The following is a 21689-nucleotide window of genomic DNA, read 5'->3' on the forward strand; positions in this document are numbered from 1 at the left end:
GAATAAAGTTGGTTTCATTTGCTTCAATAAACTGAAAGAATTATCTTACATATTGTAATGGATAAAAGAACAGCCTTAATTACCGGAATAACAGGACAGGATGGCGCATATCTTTCCGAGTTTCTATTAACAAAGGGATACCAAGTACATGGTATTAAAAGACGTTCTTCTATGTTCAATACAGATAGAGTAGACCACCTTTATCAAGATCCACAGGAAAAAGATTCTAATTTTTTTCTTCATTACGGTGATCTCTCAGATAGTACCAACTTGATTCGTATAATTCAGGAAACAAATCCAGATGAAATCTACAATTTAGGAGCAATGAGTCATGTCAGAGTATCCTTTGAAAATCCAGAATATACAGCAAATATTGATGCTCTTGGTACCTTAAGATTATTGGAAGCCGTTAGAATTCTCAACCTTGAGAAAAAGACAAAATTCTACCAAGCATCAACTTCCGAACTTTTTGGTAAAGTTAAAGAGGTTCCCCAAAATGAAGACACCCCATTTTATCCTAGGAGTCCCTATGGTGTTGCCAAGCTATATGCTCATTGGATAACAGTAAATTATAGGGAGGCTTATGGCATATTTGCTTGTAATGGCATTCTATTTAATCATGAATCGCCAATAAGGGGAGAAACCTTTGTCACTCGAAAAATAACCAGAGCTGTATGTCGGATTGCTCTAGGTCTACAGGAAAAACTATATTTGGGTAATTTGGATGCACAGAGAGACTGGGGCCATGCCAAGGATTATGTAAAGATGATGTGGTTGATATTGCAATATGAAGTTCCAGAAGATTGGGTTATCGCAACAGGCATTACTACAAGCGTCAGAGATTTTGTTTTAAAAACTTTTTCCCATTTGGGTATTGAAATTGTGTTTAAAGGAACTGGAAGGAATGAAAAGGCTTATGTCGTGAAATGTAACCAGCAAAAATATCAATTACCTATTGGCAAAGAAGTGGTAGGTGTGGATTCAAGGTATTATCGTCCCACTGAGGTTGACCTTTTGGTGGGCGATTCAACAAAAGCAAGAATCAAATTGGATTGGGTACTTGAATATAATTTGGACTCACTAATAATGGACATCATGGAAAGTGACTTAAAATTGACCTATAAAGAACAATACCTAAAAGAGGGTGGTTATAAGGTTAAAAATTATTATGAATAAGCTACATCAAAGTGATAAGAGAAGCTAAGATATTCGTAGCTGGACATAAAGGTTTGGTTGGAAGCGCTTTAGTTAAGGTACTCTTAGAAAAAGGATATAAAAATCTCTTACTTAAAAACAGAAGTGAACTGGATTTGTTAAACCAAAAAGCTGTATATGAGTTTTTTGCTAAAGAGAGGCCTACATACGTTTTTTTGGCGGCTGCAAAAGTAGGGGGTATTCAAGCAAACAAAACCTATAAAGCAGATTTTATTTATGAAAACCTGACAATACAGAACAATGTGATTTATTGCAGCTACAGGTTTGGAATTAAAAAATTACTCTTTTTGGGTAGTTCATGTATTTACCCAAAAGCCGCACCACAACCGATCAAGGAAGAGCATTTACTTACAGGCCCTTTGGAGCTTACTAATGAATCCTATGCCATAGCAAAAATTGCAGGTGTCAAAATGTGCGAAAGTTATAACCTACAATATAACACTAATTTTATTCCAGTTATGCCCACAAATTTATATGGGCCAAATGATAATTTTGATTTGGATACTTCCCATGTCATCCCTGCCATGATACGAAAAATAATCTTAGCTAAATGGTATCATCAAAGAGATTTTGCATCACTCCAGGAAGATTTGGAAATAGAATCAGTAGATGAAGTAATAAATTATATCGAAAATAAAGGAGTTTATCATAACCGATTGGAGTTATGGGGTTCTGGTAAACCATTAAGAGAGTTTCTTTGGTCAGAAGATCTTGCTTCAGCATGCATACATATCATGGAAATTGTAGATTTCAAAGATTTAAATAGTAAAGTTGGCCTAATAAGTAATCCATCGACCCACATTAACATCGGAGTGGGAAAGGAAATCAATATCAAGGAATTATCCTTAATCATAAGAGATATTGTAGGATATCAAGGAACTATCTACTTCGATGCTTCAAAACCGGATGGGACTCCAAGAAAATTATTAGATAACTCAAAATTAGAAAGTTTTGGTTGGGAACCTAAAACATCCCTTAAGGAAGGTCTAAAAAAATTAGTTATCTCTTATCTCGGAAAATAGTGGTTCGCAGAGTCGAAACCCAAGAGCATACCTCAAAAATTCATTATCATCCTGCCCCATGTTTTTAAGTGAAGCGCAGGCAATTAAGCAAAGTTCATAAAGGTTTTCTTGCGCTACATTCTGTGCGTCTTTCATTTGAATCATAATATTCCGGGCATAATTTTCAATTTGGTCAAAAAAAAGTTTGTCCTCTTCAATTTCTTTATAATGCCCTTCCTCAAGAAGAACTCTAACAGTTAAGGCTAATAAAAATTGCTTATTTTCCAAAAAATAAAAATAATATTCGGAGATTTGTTTCTTATCAAATTGTACTAGCGATTCTTTCAATAATCTTATTTTTTCATAACCTAGATGTTCCAATACTCCTTCATCAAGACATTCCTTTATAACAAGGTTGCGAAGCTGCAAAACCCAAAAATCCTCTATATCATTATTTCTTAAATTACCTGATACTTCGTGAATAGCCATCGAAAGATATTGGCTAATTCTAAGGTCGCAGGGTGTTTTCGCATTCGAAAGCCCTATTCGTTCTATAAAATATGATATGGCTCCCAAAAGTTTTAACAAATCGTGCCTTTCAATTATAGTTGATTTGCATAATACTTCTGTTTCCGCTGTTACCTTAGAATCTACTAAATTTAGAATATCCATTAAATTGCTGGATTCAAAAAATCCATTACGTACTAATTTAACAAGCGCCCAACCCAATCCAGTAATACCTGTAAAGAAATCCAATCTAGCATTTTGAATATTGGAAAATTCTGCGTCTAACGCAATTTCTATAACTTCCAACAATTCATCTTCATAAGTGCTATCTTTTTGAAACTCTCTATAGTTAAAAAGGTAATTGGCGACAAACATCTTTCCATTTACTGAATTTTCTTTGATTTCATCGAGATTTGACAAGAGAACTTTAGTCAAGTCTTTTATTTCCTTCATTCTTTTGCAAATAATTTATAGGTTCAAAATCAAACAAATGAGTCATTGATTTTCTCAGGAGATACTTTAAAGCAGTTTTTTTTTATTTCCTTGGAAATTGAATAATCTATTTTGCTGGATAGCACTCTATCAAAAACTCCATTCATAATTTTCCTTCTTGAAATCAATACTTTTTCGCAATTGGATAAGTATTCTGAATAAATCCATTTTTCAACACTATCAAAATAACTGAAACCAGAAGTACTTGATTGATTTTCTTGTTCAGCTTTTTTGTTATTTTTTTTATCTACATAAATGTTTTTTGGATAATCACCATGCTCAGAATTGATTATACATATGTTATTCAGTTGTATAACATGTCCTTCATAAAAAAGAGCTAAAAGATGAATCATTACATATTGAGAGTACCACCAAGAATCCTTATCAAAAATGGTACAATAAGGAAAAACCGCGTCATCGAAAATTATACTGTGATGAAATGCATTCATGCAGGCATCAAACATGAACACCGCTTGTATGGAATCAGCTGACTGCCGTGAAAAAGGATAGCCAATTAGTAATGGAGTTGCAACAGCAGGTGATTCCTTAAGCAATAACTGTTCAAATTCATCGAAGCTGCCTTTATTGAAAAGAATATCATCATCCAAAAAAATATAATAATCATAACGTTCCTGTTGAACTCTGGCTTCCAACAGTAATCTATTCCTACCAGCTGTCCATGTAGAGTTTGGAAAATAAATCATGTGCTCATTTTTTAATTTCCAAGATAAAAAGACAATCTTTCTATGATGTTGTCCTTGAAGTTCAGGATAAGGTTCTACATTATCCCCTTTACATTGAACCAGATACATGAAACGTTCCATTTTCAGTTTTTTTTAGTTCATTTCTGGCTTATTCCATAAGGTAGTGTCCCATTTTGATAATTTAACAGGGTGGAGATATAAAAGTTTCTCGGGAAATCCTGTTAGTAGCTTCTCCAGTTTTTTATCGTAAGGTTTGAAAATCATATAATCTTCATTGGCCCACAAAGCCTTTCCTCCCAATTCTATATCTTTTTCCTGGACTATAACAGTCGCTGACAATACCAAAGCTGTTGGGACTGCAATTTCAACGAACAATCTTGTAGCGGCGAATACACCGCAATAATGACAAAACTTTTTTATGATTTTTGAACTTATAACAAACATATCGGAGTACCCTCCAACAAGAGGGTAAGAAAGAAGATACTTTCTTTTACTAAATTGGTTTTGATTTCGTTCAATATTCCATATTTGTTGATAGTGAAGAGGTTCCAAATCCAATCCAAAATATGTGAACCTACGTTTTGCTTCCTCATAATTTGGTAACTCCCCGATGACTTCTATTCCTTTTTGCTTAACATTATATCTAAATGCATCTCTAGCCCAATGCCAGCACTCTTTTCGTTTATGGAAAGAAATCAATTCTGGAAAAAAGTTACTATCTAATTCTAAATTTAGATGTTCTTTGTAGTTTTCTTCATTGATTATAGGGTTAATCATCATATCATCAGCAACAAAAAAATAATGATCATAATCTTCTTTTAAATATGCTTTCAAACCTTGAGACAAGTATCCTTGAAAGTAATAAGAGTTTTCATAAACAGGTATTACATTCGATTTGTCACCATCGTAAAACGGAATTAAATGATAAATATGAGAGAAACGACCTTTATAAATTCTTTCCAGAATTTTAATATTGTCATCATAACGATGATTATATATAATTACTAACGCTACCTTCGCCATAATTTCAAAATGATGAGTCAATCCAAGCCTCTAAGATTCGAAGTTCTTTGGGTAAAACTATTTTATTTTTTTCCAGTGCATCATAAGTATTAAAGAGGTTGGAGATAATGCTATCATTTTGACAAATAGTCTTTGAGACGATTTCCACCACTTTTTCACCATTCAGATAACAAGGAATTTCCTGTTCAAAATCTTTCATAAAATCATGTTCATTTCGTTCTTGAAATACCGTTGCCTGCGTTACGCCCAAATGATATCCATGGTTCCACAATATGGGTTGAGCAACTAATCCTCGTAAAATATCACAGAAACGCATCGTTACGGTTGATGGGACATAGAGTAGTGGGAATAGTTCCTTGCGAAATGCTGTATTTTGAGAATTAAATGGAGATATTGTACCTTTAGGTAGCACCAAATTACCTTTTTTGTTAAAAATGCAAGGAGAATTATCAACCAAACGATAGATAGCATCTACGTCCGGATCTTGGTCTGCCAAACCTTGCCAAACTCCAACTTCTACCTCCGCAACGGACGGTTCATCACAAGATATTTTAGAATCTTTAGAATTAATCAAATGCAATGGCAAACCGCGAGGCCATATCTTTTGATCAGAGTAGTAAGAATATATATTTACAAAACCATTCCTTTGTTTTAATAGTGGAAAAGTGCCTGTGAAATTGGGAAATGACCAATCTTCATAAGGTATATTGTCATCATCTGTATCAATAATACTTATCGCTCCCTGCTGAATTGCATAAAGGTATCCCATGTTTTTTCTAGAATAGTGGTTATATGGTAAAAGTTTATCTAACGTAGGAGCCATTTTGTTCTGACTTCTAATAGATAAAAATATGGCCTCATCCACATTCCAATGTTTGGGCGTTCTTTTGTCTCCGACCACGATTAATTCACAATCTTTTTTTTGTGCAAATGTTCTTACTGCTTTTGTCGGCAAAAATATTGAAGTAATGATAATAAACTTTTTACCCATACCTAGTTATCAAGATGTTTTCAAGAATGATAAATCGTTGAAGTACATACCTGTCCATATATCATTGGCAACTTTCCAAATTTCAATTAATGCTATTTCTTGAGGGTCATCAGTTTTTCTAATCCAGAATGCATCAAACTCAAGTGCTTCACCTTCAAAAACTCCCGTAGGTTTTAAATCATATAATCTGAAGCCTTTATCGAATAAAAATTTATATATTTTATTAAAATCAGCTTGCCCTTTGTAAATAGGTCGTAAGTGTGTTTCATGTTCCAGACATAATACACTGTCCAAAACTTTCCCCATACCTTCAAGCACTTGAATTTCATAGCCCTTAACATCTATTTTCACAAAATGTGGATGAGGTAAACCTTTTTCCATAGAAACATGATCATACCTTGTCATGTTTATGGTTTTCTCCTCATTAACTTCAAACCATTCTTTCACAGGGTATTCGTTAAGAACCTCCATATCAGGAATCAAACAAGAGCTGCACCATCTTCCTTTGGTTAGATAAACCTTTTGTTGCGTTGTATGACCTCCCAGGGCCACTTGCACTCGCTTAACCCGTTCTTTAGGATATAATTGCCCCAAACCATCATCCTGAATATCAATAAGAACAGCCTTCATGAAATTAGTTTTTATCAAATAATCCCAAACCTCATTCAATCCACCTGCCGATCCTACATCGAGATATATCAATTCAAAAACATCATCGAATTTATCTATCATTAAGTCAAGAAGCTTCTTTTTAATATTGTCCATTTTTTATTTAATTAATGTAGCTTCTATAATTAAATTAATTACATAATTTAAATGTAAGAATTATCTTATAACAAGTAAGGTTATTTTTTAATAAAAAAAGTTTAGTGCCCAAAAGCTATTTATTATAAATTAAAAAATTTCAGATTTATTCATTTAAATTTTTTTTGAATTATTCAAATGAACTAATCAGAAGATTGTTAAATTAGAAGGAAGACATGAACTAATGTCTTTTACACATCTTTTTTTGAAAGTTCAAAAAATATCCGCTTCAGAATGTTAACTTTTTTGCTTGAGACTATAATATAACCTTGCATACCATTTTTTACCTCAATCCTCTTTCCAAAAGAAGTTTTCACATCTTCTATAGAAAAGGTAACATCATAAAATGTATTGTCGTTTTCTGTAACAGCAGAGATTTCATTAATAGTGCCTCGAAGACTGCCCCATTCGTGAAATGGATAATTGTTCAAGTTAATTTCAACAGATTGCCCATATCTCATTTCGGATGCAATTTTGGAATGAACAAAAGAATGGCCGACAATTACTTTTTCATTTTTGGGAAAAATCAAAAAATTATTTTCCAACCTATTTTCAGATTCATTAATATTAAAAATCATTTCAAAAGTACCATCGATTGGACTAGTAATAATAAAGTCCTTTTCCCATTGGATAATTTCATCATTTAACTTTTGAAGTTTTTTACTTAAAGAAAGTTTGTTTTGATCTAAATTTATTTTTAAACTAGAATCCATCGAATTTCTATATTCCAGATGGAAATCAATAAATGAATCATTCAACCTTCCCAATTTCAAGTTAAAAGGATAGTTTATATTTATCGTATCCAATTCAATTCCGTTATTTTTCAGATATAGCAGTTGCTTCTTCAACCTTGAAATATCTGATAGATTAGCGTTATTTTCTAGTTCTATCAAAATATCCCCCTTTTTCACTGACTCTCCAGGCTTTACATATAATTTCTCAATCTTTTTTCCTTTTTTCACCCCTCTGTTAGTTAGTGGTATATTGTTATACAATAAAACTTTAACCTTAATAGAGTCCTCAAGTTTTATCAGTGAACCTCCAGTTACTACTACGAGGATGATTATAAATATTATTGTTGTACCCCACTTAATAATCCAGTTTGGAGGCTTGCCCATGACTTCTTTGACTTTTTGGGATGCTTCGTTAATAAAACCATCATTCCCTCTTTCAAATTTTACACTCATCATTTTTCCTATCTTTTAACAAATTGTCAGATCCTATTTTGTTTGCCACTACAAATTTTCGAGCTCAAGTTGATTTTTAACTAAATCGTGATATTTCTTCTTGTTTTTCACTAATTCATCGTGCGTTCCTATTTCAACTATTCTTCCTTTCTCCAACACAATTATTTGGTCTGCTTTTTTAACTGTACTTAATCTATGAGCAATCACAAGAACAGTTTTCCCTTTATAAAATTCATTTAAATTATTCATGATCACTCTTTCATTATTAGTGTCGAGAGCACTTGTAGCTTCATCAAAAAAGATATAAGAAGGATTTTTGTAAACAGCGCGGGCAATTAAAATACGTTGTTTCTCCCCTCCACTAACATTTACACCTCGCGAACCAATCAATTCATCAAGTCCTTGAGGCTGTTGACAAATGAACTCCTTCAAATTTGCAATATGCACAGCACTATCGAAGCTCTCTTTGTTAAATGCAATTTCAGAATTTGACTCTGTTATGTTACCTACAATTGTATCATCAAATAAAAAGCCCTTCTGCATGACCACACCACATATATTTCTCCAAATTTTGGCTCTTATATTACGTAAGTTGACCTTTCCCACATAAATACATCCATCAGTCGGTTCGTAGAATTTTAGAAGCAACTTTAATAAGGTTGTTTTTCCACTTCCGCTTGCCCCTACAATGGCTGTTATTTTACCTTCTGGAATGGAAAAGTTTAAATCTTTTAAGATGTATGAAGATGATTTACTTCCATATTGGAAACTTACGTTTTTGAAGTAAACGGTTTTTTCGTTTGGAAGAACATCAATTGTGTTTTTATTTAAATCTTCTTCATCATTTCTAAGATGAATTTCAGAAAGTCTTTCGAGACTCAGTTTTGCATCCTGACCACTTTGAATAAATGTTATGAAATTGTTTATTGGGAAATTGAGTTGTCCTATAATATATTGAATAGATAACATCATTCCAAGTGTTAATTCACCCTCAATTACCAGTTTTGCGGAAATAAATGTGATAAGAATATTCTTTGATTCATTTAAAAATTGACCACCGGTATTCTGTAGTTGTGATAAACCAAGTCCCTTTATGGAGTTCTTAAATAATTTCACCTGGATTTCTTCCCACTCCCAGCGGCGCTTCCTTTCCGAGCCGTTTAATTTTATTTCCGGCATTGCAGAAATCAATTGAAATAGATGACTTTGATTATCGGAAGATTCATCAAAACGCTTATAATCTAATTCGGCTCTTTTCTTCATAAATAACAATGTCCATCCAACATAAATTACTGATCCAACTAAAAAAACCAAAAATATTCTTAAGTCATAAAAAGCTAAAACAGCCCCAAATATTACAATGCTGATTATAGAAAAAAGGGTGTCAAGTGTGCTCGTAGATAAAAAATGTCTAATTCTGTTATGGTCATATATACGTTGAATAATATCCCCTACTCTTCTAGAATCGAAGAATGAAATTGGTAATCTCATTAGTTTCACCAAAAAATCAGATATCAAATTGATATTTACTCTTGAGGTTATGTGCAATAAAATCCAACTTCTAATTAATTCAACTGCAGACTTTGAAGTATAAAGCACTAATTGAGCCAATAGTATTATGTAAACAAAGTTTAAATTTTGATTGCTTATTCCGTAATCAACAATAACCTGAGTTAGAAATGGAAAAATTAATTGAATTAACGATCCTATGATTAGTCCAAAAAATAATTGAATAATATAGATGTAGTACGGTTTGAAGTAAAGCAATAAAAAATTGAAAACGGATTTGTTTCTTGATTTACGTTCATTTTCGAAAAACTTTGGAGTTGGCTCCAACATTAAAATGTTTCCACAATCATTGTCTCGTTTTTCATATTTTCCAATCCAACTTTCCAAAAACTCTTTTTCAGAGTATTTAATTAGGCCATAAGCGGGGTCAGCAAGGTGAAAGACTTTTTTTCTAATTTTATAGAGAACAACAAAATGCCTTTGCCTCCAATGAACGATGCAAGGAAGTCTAACTTCTTTTTTTAATGATACTAAATCTATGCTTGCAGCAATTGAGTTAAAACCAATGTTTTCAGCAGCCTCGGATAATCCTCCAAATGTTGCTCCTTCACTTGTAAGCCATGACTTCTTTTTTAGATCCTCAAGAGTAAATGATTTTCCATAGAACATTGCAATCATTTTTATGCAAGTAGGACCGCAATCCATTCTGTCACGCTGCTTAAAAAAAGGAAAATTTCTAAATCGTAGTTTCATTTTTTTCTATTTCATTAGAACATATTTTCTTGTTTAGTGCAATAAATGTTAATTATTTAGGCTGTAAGATTTTTCTTTATAATTTAGTAATATTAATATTAAAACGTAATATTATGAAAGAAAATTCATTAAAATCGTTGAGCTTAAACAAAGAAGCCATTTCCAATTTGGCTAATTTGGAAAGTGTAAAGGGCGGATTAGGTTTTGATACCTATGAAAAGGACACTTGTACTTGTTGCAACTACTCCTGTTCCTGTTAATCTTCCTTTTTTTGTTCAAGGGTAAACAGTAAAGTCAGGGATTGGCTTTACTGTTTATTTTAATTAGATACTACTAGGTGCTTCCTTTTTTCTTCTAGAATGAATTTTCCTGACAACACATTCTTATTGAATAAGCTTGAAGAAATTAATAGAGATATCGTTAATACATTCAAAGAATACAAACATGTAGGTTGCTTATCTGGTCTCTCAGGCTTGGCTTTATTTAAGTTCTATTATGGACGCCTAACACAAGACGATTCACACCGTCAGATAGGATTTCAAATTCTTTCTTCTTGTGTAAATTTAATCAATGCTGGTTTTAACTATCCCACTTACTGTGCCGGAATCGCGGGCATGGGGTGGGCGTTAGATCACTTAGTTGAGCATGGCTTTATTGAAAATGATAATGACTCGCTCCTTTCGAACTTTGATAAATTTCTCCAGAAAAAAATGCTTTCAGACATCAAAACAGGGAATTATGATTTCCTCCATGGCTCTGTAGGTTACGCATATTATTTTTTGTCGAGGTATAGGAATACACACTCAGACAGCTTAAGGTTAACATATAAAAATATTCTCTTAAATTTCTTAGAAATCCTAACAAGTCAGGCTGAAATTAAAGGTTCAAAAACTTGTTGGAAATCCAAGCTAGACCATAGTGGTAATCTTATTGGATACAATCTAAGTCTTTCCCACGGTATTTCTAGTATAATTAGTCTATTATCTCGACTTTGCAGATACGAATATTTTGAGGAATCATCCAAAAATTTACTCATCAGTTCAATAGATTATTTAAGGTCCAATAAAGATAATTCTCCAAACGAATCATCTATTTTTCCGGATTGGGTAAATGAAAATGGGCATCCTTATGAGACACCATGCCGTCTAGGATGGTGCTATGGTGATTTAGGAATAGCAATATCAATATGGAATGCACATAAATGTATAGAAGACAAAGAATTGGGGCGATTCGCTTTGAACATACTTGAATACTCCACTAAACGTCAAAAGTTTAGTGAAACATCAGTTTATGATGCCGGATTATGTCATGGAGCATTTGGAATTTCTCACATTTATTATAGAATGCATTATGAAATCTCGAAATTCTTAGATCAACCAAAAAACATATTTCTTAAAGCTTCAAATTTCTGGTTTCAAGAGGGTGTAAACTACGGTTGTCATGGTCAAGAGTTTGCTGGATATAGAGAATGGAAAGGGACTGAAAAAAAATGGGTCGGTTCAAGATTTGTCTTGAACGGTACATCTGGAATAGGTCTCACAATAATTAGCCGCTTGGATAATCTAGAACCAACTTGGGATTCCTCGTTAATGATTAGTTGAAATTTTCAGTTTGGACATTGAAATGAATAAAAAAAACCCTTATCAGAATTTTAAAACTTATATTCTAAGAAAACCTATATTACCTTTTGATTTTTACAAAAAATTGACCTCCAAATCACAGGTGACTGACCATCAGTACCTAGAGTGCTTTGAGAATCCTCTTATAGCAGAGGCTATTTATTTAGCATCCCCAGCACTTTATAATAGCTTGAAGCAGTGGAGAAATCAGGAATTACTGGATTCCAAGAAGGTAGATAAATTGAAGACTTCCTTTTTAAAATATCTCACCAGGATGTCAACTAGAAGTACACCATTTGGGCTATTTGCCGGATGTAGCCTCGGTAGTTTTACCAACAAAAATAGAATCCATATGAGAGAGCCTATTTTTAACAAAAGACACACTAGACTGGACATGACCTATCTAGTCGCTTTATCTCATGCTCTGGTTAAAAATCCGGAAATCCGAAAACAAATCATGTTTTTTCCCAACACCACTATTTATGAAATAGGGAATAAGTTAAGATATGTAGAATATTTCTATAGAGGAGGCAAAAGATTCCATCATATTATGGCTGTAGATAATATGGATTATACAAAACAAATTCTATGTTCAGCAAAGAACGGGAAAACAATAAAAGAATTGACATTGCTTCTTGTCAATGAAGATATTGAGTTTAAAGAAGCTGAAAATTTTATAAACGAAATGATTGATTCTCAAATATTAGTAAGCGAACTCGAACCTTCCGTTTCTGGCCCTGAGTTTTTAGAGCAAATCATAGAAACCCTAGGTAAAATGAGTGGTATTGAGCCTACTTTGCAAATTCTAATGAATATAAGGGAAAAGATTAGTTCTTTAGATACTTCATTGGGTCAGCCTATTGAAAGGTATTCAGAAATAATTAATCTTTTGAAAGATTTAAACATTGATTTTGATAAAAAGTTTTTGTTTCAAAGTGAGCTGTTTTTAAAACCATTCAAGAACACATTAGATGAAAAAATTGTGCAATCCATAAAAAAAGGACTAGTCTTTCTAAATAGGATCACTTTGAAACCTCAAAATTCAAACATTGAAAAATTCCGCGAAGCGTTTAGACATAGATACGAAAACGAGGAAATTGCCTTATCCAAAGCATTGGATGTTGAATTAGGCATTGGCTATAAGCAGGGTTTGAATAAAGGTACCATAAGCCCTTTGATAGATGACATTGTGTTTCTTGAAGATGAGTCAGGCCAAACGAAAATCTGGACTTCAGTAAATAGAATTTTCCATAGACTAATTGTCGACGCTCTTTTCGAAAAGAAATATAAGATAGAAATAAAAGACAAAGATTTTGACTTTCAAGATGAAGATTGGTCAGATTTGCCAGAAACAATTTCCGCAATGATTCAGGTTTTGAATATTAATGGCACTAACAAAATTAAATTTGGTGGTTTCGCCGGTTCAAGCGGTGCAAATTTAATGGGTAGATTTTGTCATGGTAATAACGAAATAAAAGAATTTGTTAATCATATAATTTCAAAGGAAAATGAAGCTACTTCAAAACAAGTTTTAGCTGAAATTGTTCATTTGCCAGAATCAAGAGTTGGCAATATCCTATCCAGACCAGTATTAAGAGAATATGAAATACCCTATTTAGGAAAGTCGATTTTGAGAAAAAATAAACAAATTCCTTTAAACGATTTGTTTATTTCTATTAAGCAAGAAAAAGTTATTCTTAAATCAAAAAGACTCAACAAGGAAATATTACCAAGAAATACTACGGCACACAACTATTCTGCAGCCCAACTTCCTATATATCAATTTCTATGCGATATTCAAACCAAGAGTGAAAGAAGAGGAATCGGGCTAGATTTTGGGCCTATATCCGAAGAATATACCTTCATCCCAAGAATCGAATACAAAGATTTAATTTTCCATGAAGCTACCTGGAATTTCGATTTTGCTAAGGTTGCTAATTTGTATGGAATAAAAAAAGGCGACGTTTTGTTGAATAAAGTAAAAAGTTTACAGTCCAAGTGGCAGATTCCCGATTTAATTTTATTGGCTGATGGAGATAACAGATTGCTTATTAACTTAAAAAACATTGACTCCATAATTATGCTTTTGGAAACCGTAAAAAATCGAGACAAATTTACATTCAAAGAATTTTTATTTAACGATATGGAACTAGGTAAAACAAATCCAAATATAGTGGACTTCCCCAATGAAATTATAGTTTCATTTTACAAAAACGATGAAAATCAAAGATAGATTAGAATAATGCAAAGGACTTTTATTCTTGGCGATAAATGGCTGTATTACAAAATTTTTACTGGTAGGAAAACTGCTGATGATATTCTTGTAAATCTGTTTGGACCCCTTGCTCAAAAAATGATTAATCAAGCCTTAATCAAAAAATGGTTTTTTGTTAGATACGGAACTCCTGAATTCCATATTAGAATTCGATTTGAAATTGCAAAAACGGAAAATTTGGGAACTGTAATAGATCTGTTGCATCATGAATTGAAAGGATATTTTGAAAACGAGCTTATTTGGGGTATTCAAACAGATACCTATGCTAGAGAATTAAATCGATATGGTCAAAAGAGCATTGAACTGAGTGAAGAGTTATTCTTTTTGGACAGCAAGTTGATTTTAACCTTTCTTAGTTGGCGAAATTTGGAAAATCCTGATGAACTAAGATGGCTTTTTTCGTTGAAATTGTTAGATTTTTATATCAATAGTTTTGGATTTGATTTGAAAAGAAAAATAAAACTATTCAATAGATTAAAAACAAATTATGGGTTTGAATTTAATATGTCAAGATCCTTAAAAAAACAATTGGACAAAAAATACAGGGAGAATTACAAAAAAATAGAGTCCTTTTTAATTGCTAATAATAAAAAAGAGGTACAGCTTATAAATGGGTTGTTCATTGAAAACAAATCACAAATAAAAAAATTGATTGAAAAAGGTCTTTTTGCCAACGGTAAAGATAATCAGGATCAGGTGGTAGAAAGTTACTTGCACATGACTATGAATCGAGTATTCCATTCGAAAAATAGGCAACATGAAATGGTCTGTTACGATTTTCTATATAGGTTTTATTCATCTAAACTAGCTCGTATCAAACACCAAAAAAGAGCTTAATTGAGTACTTGAGATTTGTAATGTTTAAAAGCAAACCTTAGGAGATTTGCTAATTACAACTAAATAATTAGTTAAACTAATTATTTAGTTGTAATTTTATATCAATATTATCATATTAAATATGAAAACTTTAACTACTGCAGAAGAAAGAATAATGCAAATACTTTGGAAAGAAAATAAGTGCAACGTTGCTGAGATTATTGATTTTTTTCCAGATCCAAAACCAGCTTATAATACAGTATCAACTATTGTAAGAATATTAGAGAGTAAAGGATTTGTAAGTCATTATAAAAAAGGAAGAAATCATCAATATTATCCCGTTATATTGAAATCAGATTATAGCCAACTCACAATCAAAAAATTTGTTAAAGGGTACTTTCAAGGCTCTTTTAGCAGTATGATATCTTTTTTTATGAAAAACAATGACATCGATATCAATGAACTGGAGGAAATAATTAAAAAAATTAAGGAATTATGATACATTATTTTATTGAAGTGATATTCTTTCAATTCCTTTTTCTTATACCATATTTCCTTTTTTTTAAAAAAGAAACTTTTTTTAATCTTAATAGGTTTTATTTGCTTTTAACGTACATTTTTTCGATTATATTACCACTATTTGAGTTTGAAATATTTAATCTATCCATTTCAAAATCCAACTTCCCATACTCCAATATTTTTATAGAACTAACTAGTGTTTCAAATGAAATACTAATCTTACCGAAAGATTCTTATACATTAATTAGGTTTGAGCATTTTGTAATAATCGGCGGAATATCTTTCACTTCTATTTTACTGTTACTAAAACTTAAACGAATATCAAACATTAGAAAAAAATGTAAACCAGAAGTTTTTGATGATTATACCCTATATATTCTCCCCGAGTCAACAACAGCTTTCTCTTTTTTAAATTCAATCTATATTGGCGATAAAATTCCAAGAGAAGTACGAAAAAAAATAGTTGAGCATGAATTGATTCACATAAACCAAAAACACACATTCGATTTATTGTTTTTTGAATTGATGAAAATTGTGTTTTGTTTAAGCCCATTAACCTATGTATACCAATCTAAGATTCTTGAAGTACATGAATTTATAGTAGATTCCAAATTAGGACGGACCAATAAAAAGGAACATTTATTATTTCTTCTATCTCAGGCGTTTCATACTGATAATTTATCACTTATTAATCACTTTTCTAAGGATTCAATAATCAAAAAAAGGCTTCTGATGTTGTCTAAAACCAAATCTTCCAAAAGTAAAAAATTGATTTATCTCGTTGTAATTCCCTTAATGTTTGGAATGTTATCCTATACCTCAACAGATTTTGATGAGGCTTTTATAAAAACCAATCTAAGTAATCAAAAGAATCAAACGAAAGAAATTCCATTTCTGTTGGCAAATCAAGTTCCGATTTTTCCTGGTTGTAAAAATTCGTCGAATCCGGTCGAGTGCTTCAATATGAAAATGAATGAACATATTGAAAGGAATGTAAATTATGCTTTAACAAATGACAAAAGTGTTATTGGACAAAGTATCGTTAGGGTTCTATGTACAATTGACAAAAATGGGATGGTTAAAAACATAAAAGTACGTGGTTCTAGTAGGATACTCGAAGAAGAGTCCTATAGGATAATCTCAATTTTACCTGACATGGAGCCAGGGTTTTATATGGAAAAAAAAATAGATGTTCTATTCTCAACTCTTATTGATTTTAGTGTTTTCAAGATGAAAGTCTAACAGCTATAAATTTAGATTTTGAGAGTAACAATTCAATTTTTAGAAAGTATTGCAACCCTTAAAAGATTTTAGATGAAAAGTAGAGGATTCAAAATGGAATTAGACTTAATATCATCCAATCATTTTATTCTTTTAAGAGTTAGTTTATAGTTAGTCAGTGAATTTCATTGAAAACCAAAATAATTGAACTTCTGTATGATTAGTTTATTCTCTATTAATAAAATTAAAAACTCGGGGAAAGTTGCTTATTCGATTTCCCTTTTGGTTGTATATTTTTCCATTTTTGAAATTTGTGCACAAACATATGAAATTACAGGCAAGATTGTTGACAGCACTACTATGGAACCTCTCGAAGCAGCTACCGTCTATGCCGAAGCTTTAGATAAAACTTTACTTTCCTACACTATTACTGGAATTGATGGCTCGTTTCTCTTGGATTTAAAACCGTCAAACGAAAATATAGTGCTATTTATTTCTTATATAGGTTTCAAAAAGTTCACAAAAAAGATTGAGTTAAATGAATTTGATATAGACCTAGGAAATGTTGGAATGACACCCGAAGTGGAACAACTTAAAGGTATTGATTTGATTGCCGAGAGAATTCCTATAATTATTAAAAAAGATACATTGGAGTTTAATGCAGATTCATTTAAGACCCGACCAGATGCCAATCTAGAAGATTTACTTAAACAATTACCAGGTATCGAAGTCGGCCAGGATGGCAGTATCTCAAATAATGGGAGACCTATCTCCCAAATATTAATAAACGGAACACGTTTTTTTGGTAAAGACCTTAAAATTGCCACTAAAAATATACCCAAAGAAATAATTGATAAGGTTCAGATAACCTCCACAAAAACGGAAAAAGAAAGGTTTACGGGAAAGGCTGCGAAATCTGATGAAAAAACCATCAATGTTACTATCAAAAGAGATAAAAACAAAGGTCTAATATCAAGATTTGCTGTTGGTTATGGTACAGATGATAGATACCAATTAAACGGAATAGCCAATTATTTTTTGGATAAAGAAAGATTTAGTTTTCTTGCTGGAGCTAACAACATAAATAATTCAGGGTTTTCTTTTGATGAAGTTTATGACATGGTCGGTAATAAGAACAATAATAACCAAAGTAGGGGCTCCGGCGGGGTTTTTGAGCTCGATAATATTTCGTTTGGATTTAATGATGGTATCACGGAATCTTCCAATATTGGAGCTAGTTATGCAAACCAATTATTGAACAAATCCGATATTTCAACCGATTACTTTTATGGCTTTTCAGAGTCATTGAGGCAAAATACCGTATTTCGTGAAAATTTTATACCTGACAACCGCTTTTTCTCAAACAATTCATCAAACCTACAAAGTACGTCTAACTCGCATAGGTGGAATACCCTATACAATTTTAACCTTGATTCTAAAACTAGAGTTAGTTTTCAACCTATCTTCAATACTAACAACATAGAATCCATCGCCCGTATTGAGGAATCAACATTTTCAGCTACCGAGGATTTATCCAACAATAGTATCATTTTTAAAAATTCAGAGAAAAGTCAAAAGAACTACGGAAATACATTAGAATTGACTAGAAAGTATGGAGCAAAAGGAGGTTTTATAAGTGTTAAGTTAGAAAGTTCGATAAAAGATATTAAGGGCACCGAAAACTATATTTCTGAGTTTAATTCCTTTTTAAGTCCAGAACCCTCTCGAATTAATCAGTTAGCTGATGATGAAACTGTAGAAAAGGTATTCGATTTAGCATTTTCTTATCGAATGCCTATTACCAATAAGAAGTTTTTTGTTGATTATGACTTGCAGTATATATCATCAGACAATAAAAATGAGAGAATTATTAACAGTTTTAATGAGGAACAGAATGACTATATCGATTTCAATCCTGATTTAAGTTCAGATTTTGATTACAAAACTAAGGAACTAAAACCTCAAATAGGATTGAGTTATGAAGGTGATAAATTAATGTTCAATTTTAACTCAAGTTATAAAAGAATAAAATTGAATACCAGTGATGAGATTCAAAATATAAGGAGGGATGATGGATTTAATTTTATTTTTTATGGTGCTAGAATGAGATACAAATTCAATAAAAGTTCTAGGATATTTATTGATTACAATGTGAGCAATGGACTGCCCCTGACATTTCAAAGACAATCAATATCAGATGTTTCAAATCCGCAGGCAATTTATACTGGAAATCCAGATATAATTCCAGAAACCAAACATACGACCAGATTAAACTATTCTAGCTACAATGCAAAATCAAAAACCAGTGTTTTTACTTTCCTACAGTCAAACATATTCAATGAGAAAATAGTGAATTCAGTACAGGTCAATGAAAATTTTGTAAGAAATACTACACCTATAAATTTTAATGGAAACTACAACACTTTTGGGGCTTTTGGAATAAACAAGCAAGTTGTAAGTGATAGTATTATTAGGGTTAAACTTTCTACGGGAAGTGGTTTTGTGCTAAGGAGAGACGCTAGTGTTAACAACAATTCCAGTTTTATAAGTAAGACTTTTCGAATTGTTCCCAGATTGGGTTTACAAGTAAATTATCGAGACTTGTTGGATTTCGAACCATCCTACAGTATGACTATAAACAAGACTTCATATAATCTCGAAAATTTAAATAATGTAGACTTTACTCGACATTCATTGAAGGTCAGAGGAACACTCTACTGGCCAAACAAAGTGATTTTTGGAAACGATTTTAACTACATTTACAATAACAATGTGCAAACAGGTTTTGATAAATCATCCATTTTTTGGAATATGAGCTTAAGATTTGGTTTATTTAAAGAAAAAGGTTCTTTTAAAATTACGGCTTACGATTTGCTCAAGCAAAACAACAATGTTCAACGAACATCCTCAGAAATATATGTTGAGGATCGCCAATCGTTAATACTTCAAAGATATCTTATGTTTAGTTTTACTTACAAGATAAACTCTCTGAAAAAGTAAAATTTAAAAGCCCTTCATGTGCTCTTCTAAACCTCTTGCAAACAAATAATACCCTAAAATCTTATTTGAAAAGGCAAAGGAATCATTTGTGATAGAAATAATGAGAATTTCAAAATCCTTCAAATGCGTGGACTTAGGTTTCGACCAATACTTGTTAATCATTTTCTTCCACATTGTTTTGATTGGATTGATTGATTCGGTCTTTTTTATGTTAAAAAAAGAAGCTATTATTTGTTGGTTTTCGATGAAACATTTTTCGTATTCAACTTTTAAATCATCCACAGTAGAGTTACTGTATTTTTGATATTCTTGATTTAATAAAAACTCAAATATTTGCAATATTTCCTCTTTACTTTTATATGAGAATTGTACCAACAAGGCATACAACTCTAGAAACATATCCAGCAAATTTTCTTTTAGATTACTTCCGTATTTTTTGAAACTTAAAATGACTAGTTGAGATATATCTTTGCAAAGTCGCAGAGTAAACTCATCTTTAATACCGAAAAAATCGTTGTGAATGCCAAAATGTATAGTATTATCTTCAAAATCCCTAAAAATTCTATTTTCGAGTCTAGGAAAGTTTAATTCATCTTTTTCTGTCCATTTTCTCAAATATGTTTTAAAATAATGATTAGCTTCCTGAGCAAGTTCCTTGGCCTCTTTTTTATCAGTTTCAATAAAAAGGACAACATGATCACCTCTAGTCCTTGAAAGTATAATGAAAAAAGAATCGAAAATCCCAGTAATTTTGACAAATTGTTCGATTGATTTTAAAATTAACTCATGCCATCCAAAATCATGATGGAAAATTGAAATATTGATATACAGCTTCTTGTTCAAAATTTTACTGGTTTTTCTGCATTAATCATGTAACTAATTCAACCTCACCATAGGAATCGTTTACAATGATTTTATTTTCATTCTTATTTTTGATCATTTTAATACAGTTATTAATTTGAGAAAAAAACATTATTAATTTATTCCAATCACCAGAATCATTGCATTTAATAAAATTTGAATTTTTGTTTTTTTGTGAGGTCAGTTTATCATTTTTCAAACGATATAAATGTTCTTCCCTATCTTCGAAAATTAACTTTATACCATTCGAAAAAAAAATGTATTCCCCTGTTTCCCACTTAGATTTTTCAACATTCCATATTGGGTTTTCTAAAAGACTATTTTGATGATTTTTATAATATTCCTGAAAAATATTATCTACAGATTGGGTGTTTTTCAATTCATAAGCTACCAATTTCCCGAAGTAAAATGTAAAATCTTGAAATAGATATAACAAGTATGAACTATAATGATTAATATGTTGGTAATAGATTCCCCTAACTAAGTCAAAGTTTGGTTCATTTTCTAATCTAGAAAAGTCGTCATGTTCCAGTGCATTTAAAAACCTTTTATTCCTTATAAACACCTCTTTTCTCCCCAAAAAAGACAATCGATTTCTTAAGTCAAAATCTTCAAAACCATATCCTTTCATTGATTCATCATAACCCTTAATTTTCAAAAAATCGTCACGCCAGATACAAATCCTTCCAAAACAATCCTTGGAACCTTTTTCTTTATCTACAACCAAAACAATATTTGGATTGTTTTGGAAAGCTTTGTTAATGTGAAAAGCAAATCCATCTCCAATAAAATTATCCGCATCGACGTTGCAAATAATATCTCCATTTGCTTTTTTAGCAATCACATTTTTTGAATGGCTCATCAAAAAATATTTTGGTTTAACGGTTTTATAATACTTGAGAATTCCACTATCAAGATATTCCTTCATTTCACTATTCACCCAATCATCAAGATTATCTTTTGAATTGTAATTGAGGAGTAAAAATTCTATGTTTCTATAGCCAAGATTATCCTCAATATTTTTGGGTAAAGTCTTTCGAAGATATTCTAGTCTGTTCATACAAACCGTACAAAATGAAATTTTAAGTTTTTTCACTTTTTCACTTTTTACTCTAAATAGAATGCGAATCTATCTTAGCTTAGAAAAAATATTATTCGGAACTATGTTGTTATCTCTAAGTTATAAATTTTA

Annotated in this window: 18 protein-coding genes; 9 read left to right on the plus strand and 9 right to left on the minus strand. The window is 31.6% G+C overall.

Annotated elements, in window-relative coordinates; translation table 11 throughout:
* Nucleotides 1-57 precede the first annotated feature (57 nt).
* Together gmd and E4661_RS03355 are read left to right on the plus strand one after the other, a co-directional pair.
* The gene (gene gmd / locus E4661_RS03350; protein ID WP_136465399.1) at nucleotides 58-1176 is read left to right on the plus strand and encodes a GDP-mannose 4,6-dehydratase; all 1119 of its coding nucleotides are present in this window, start codon (nucleotides 58-60) and stop codon (nucleotides 1174-1176) included.
* 11 nt (nucleotides 1177-1187) lie between these two features.
* The gene (locus E4661_RS03355; protein WP_136465400.1) at nucleotides 1188-2237 is read left to right on the plus strand and encodes a GDP-L-fucose synthase family protein; all 1050 of its coding nucleotides are present in this window, start codon (nucleotides 1188-1190) and stop codon (nucleotides 2235-2237) included.
* Here the strand turns inward: E4661_RS03355 and E4661_RS03360 are convergent.
* From E4661_RS03360 to E4661_RS03390, 7 genes are all read right to left on the minus strand, one after another.
* Nucleotides 2211-3176, minus strand: coding sequence for a hypothetical protein (locus E4661_RS03360; RefSeq protein ID WP_136465401.1), 966 nt, complete (start codon nucleotides 3174-3176; stop codon nucleotides 2211-2213). The two genes, E4661_RS03355 and E4661_RS03360, sit on opposite strands and share 27 nt — an antisense overlap.
* 29 nt (nucleotides 3177-3205) lie before the next feature.
* Nucleotides 3206-4039 carry a hypothetical protein gene (locus E4661_RS03365; protein WP_136465402.1) on the minus strand — a complete coding sequence of 278 codons (834 nt, stop codon included), beginning with the start codon at nucleotides 4037-4039 and terminating at the stop codon, nucleotides 3206-3208.
* A 12-nt stretch (nucleotides 4040-4051) separates the two neighbouring features.
* Complete coding sequence (locus tag E4661_RS03370) at nucleotides 4052-4963, minus strand: hypothetical protein (RefSeq protein ID WP_136465403.1); 912 nt, start codon at nucleotides 4961-4963, stop codon at nucleotides 4052-4054.
* Nucleotides 4947-5933 (minus strand): STELLO glycosyltransferase family protein, encoded by a 987-nt coding sequence (locus E4661_RS03375; protein ID WP_136465404.1) that lies wholly within the window; start codon nucleotides 5931-5933, stop codon nucleotides 4947-4949. The genes E4661_RS03370 and E4661_RS03375 overlap by 17 nt, the downstream gene beginning before the upstream one ends.
* A gap of 9 nt (nucleotides 5934-5942) precedes the next feature.
* Complete coding sequence (locus tag E4661_RS03380) at nucleotides 5943-6698, minus strand: FkbM family methyltransferase (protein ID WP_136465405.1); 756 nt, start codon at nucleotides 6696-6698, stop codon at nucleotides 5943-5945.
* A 230-nt stretch (nucleotides 6699-6928) separates the two neighbouring features.
* Nucleotides 6929-7927 (minus strand): HlyD family secretion protein, encoded by a 999-nt coding sequence (locus E4661_RS03385; RefSeq protein ID WP_136465406.1) that lies wholly within the window; start codon nucleotides 7925-7927, stop codon nucleotides 6929-6931.
* 45 nt (nucleotides 7928-7972) lie between these two features.
* Nucleotides 7973-10186, minus strand: coding sequence for a peptidase domain-containing ABC transporter (locus E4661_RS03390; RefSeq protein WP_136465407.1), 2214 nt, complete (start codon nucleotides 10184-10186; stop codon nucleotides 7973-7975).
* 113 nt (nucleotides 10187-10299) lie between these two features.
* Here E4661_RS03390 and E4661_RS19015 point away from each other — a divergent pair, with 113 nt between their 5' ends.
* The 7 genes from E4661_RS19015 to E4661_RS03420 all read left to right on the plus strand — a co-directional run bounded on the left by E4661_RS19015 (nucleotide 10300) and on the right by E4661_RS03420 (nucleotide 19636).
* Nucleotides 10300-10446 (plus strand): hypothetical protein, encoded by a 147-nt coding sequence (locus tag E4661_RS19015; RefSeq protein ID WP_168796319.1) that lies wholly within the window; start codon nucleotides 10300-10302, stop codon nucleotides 10444-10446.
* A 126-nt stretch (nucleotides 10447-10572) separates the two neighbouring features.
* Entirely contained in the window at nucleotides 10573-11787 is a 1215-nt protein-coding gene (locus E4661_RS03395; RefSeq protein ID WP_168796320.1) for a lanthionine synthetase C family protein, read from the plus strand.
* 10 nt (nucleotides 11788-11797) lie between these two features.
* A complete protein-coding gene (locus E4661_RS03400) occupies nucleotides 11798-14038 on the plus strand; it encodes a lantibiotic dehydratase family protein (RefSeq protein ID WP_136465409.1) in 2241 nt (746 codons plus the stop codon).
* Between the two features lie 9 nt (nucleotides 14039-14047).
* On the plus strand, nucleotides 14048-14917 hold the full coding sequence (locus tag E4661_RS03405; protein ID WP_136465410.1) for a thiopeptide-type bacteriocin biosynthesis protein: 870 nt from the start codon (nucleotides 14048-14050) through the stop codon (nucleotides 14915-14917).
* A gap of 121 nt (nucleotides 14918-15038) precedes the next feature.
* Entirely contained in the window at nucleotides 15039-15395 is a 357-nt protein-coding gene (locus tag E4661_RS03410) for a BlaI/MecI/CopY family transcriptional regulator (RefSeq protein ID WP_136465411.1), read from the plus strand.
* The gene (locus E4661_RS03415) at nucleotides 15392-16657 is read left to right on the plus strand and encodes a M56 family metallopeptidase (RefSeq protein WP_136465412.1); all 1266 of its coding nucleotides are present in this window, start codon (nucleotides 15392-15394) and stop codon (nucleotides 16655-16657) included. The genes E4661_RS03410 and E4661_RS03415 overlap by 4 nt, the downstream gene beginning before the upstream one ends.
* Before the next feature lie 195 nt (nucleotides 16658-16852).
* Entirely contained in the window at nucleotides 16853-19636 is a 2784-nt protein-coding gene (locus E4661_RS03420; RefSeq protein WP_136465413.1) for an outer membrane beta-barrel protein, read from the plus strand.
* Between the two features lie 3 nt (nucleotides 19637-19639).
* Here E4661_RS03420 and E4661_RS03425 read toward each other — a convergent pair whose 3' ends face one another.
* Together E4661_RS03425 and E4661_RS03430 are read right to left on the minus strand one after the other, a co-directional pair.
* Nucleotides 19640-20479: a hypothetical protein gene (locus E4661_RS03425; protein WP_136465414.1), complete on the minus strand. Its 840-nt coding sequence runs from the start codon at nucleotides 20477-20479 to the stop codon at nucleotides 19640-19642.
* A 25-nt stretch (nucleotides 20480-20504) separates the two neighbouring features.
* The gene (locus E4661_RS03430) at nucleotides 20505-21593 is read right to left on the minus strand and encodes a glycosyltransferase family A protein (RefSeq protein WP_136465415.1); all 1089 of its coding nucleotides are present in this window, start codon (nucleotides 21591-21593) and stop codon (nucleotides 20505-20507) included.
* Between the last annotated feature and the right edge of the window lie 96 nt (nucleotides 21594-21689).

Source organism: Flagellimonas onchidii (assembly GCF_004804315.1).
Taxonomy (GTDB): domain Bacteria; phylum Bacteroidota; class Bacteroidia; order Flavobacteriales; family Flavobacteriaceae; genus Flagellimonas; species Flagellimonas onchidii.

Coding starts and splice junctions, on each gene's coding strand:
- E4661_RS03385 (WP_136465406.1), bottom strand. CDS start 7,927: ATGATGAGTGTAAAATTTGAAAGAGGGAATGATGGTTTTATTAACGAA.
- E4661_RS03380 (WP_136465405.1), bottom strand. CDS start 6,698: ATGGACAATATTAAAAAGAAGCTTCTTGACTTAATGATAGATAAATTC.
- E4661_RS03360 (WP_136465401.1), bottom strand. CDS start 3,176: ATGAAGGAAATAAAAGACTTGACTAAAGTTCTCTTGTCAAATCTCGAT.
- E4661_RS03405 (WP_136465410.1), top strand. CDS start 14,048: ATGCAAAGGACTTTTATTCTTGGCGATAAATGGCTGTATTACAAAATT.
- E4661_RS03420 (WP_136465413.1), top strand. CDS start 16,853: ATGATTAGTTTATTCTCTATTAATAAAATTAAAAACTCGGGGAAAGTT.
- E4661_RS19015 (WP_168796319.1), top strand. CDS start 10,300: ATGAAAGAAAATTCATTAAAATCGTTGAGCTTAAACAAAGAAGCCATT.
- E4661_RS03375 (WP_136465404.1), bottom strand. CDS start 5,933: ATGGGTAAAAAGTTTATTATCATTACTTCAATATTTTTGCCGACAAAA.
- gmd (WP_136465399.1), top strand. CDS start 58: ATGGATAAAAGAACAGCCTTAATTACCGGAATAACAGGACAGGATGGC.
- E4661_RS03365 (WP_136465402.1), bottom strand. CDS start 4,039: ATGGAACGTTTCATGTATCTGGTTCAATGTAAAGGGGATAATGTAGAA.
- E4661_RS03415 (WP_136465412.1), top strand. CDS start 15,392: ATGATACATTATTTTATTGAAGTGATATTCTTTCAATTCCTTTTTCTT.
- E4661_RS03390 (WP_136465407.1), bottom strand. CDS start 10,186: ATGAAACTACGATTTAGAAATTTTCCTTTTTTTAAGCAGCGTGACAGA.
- E4661_RS03410 (WP_136465411.1), top strand. CDS start 15,039: ATGAAAACTTTAACTACTGCAGAAGAAAGAATAATGCAAATACTTTGG.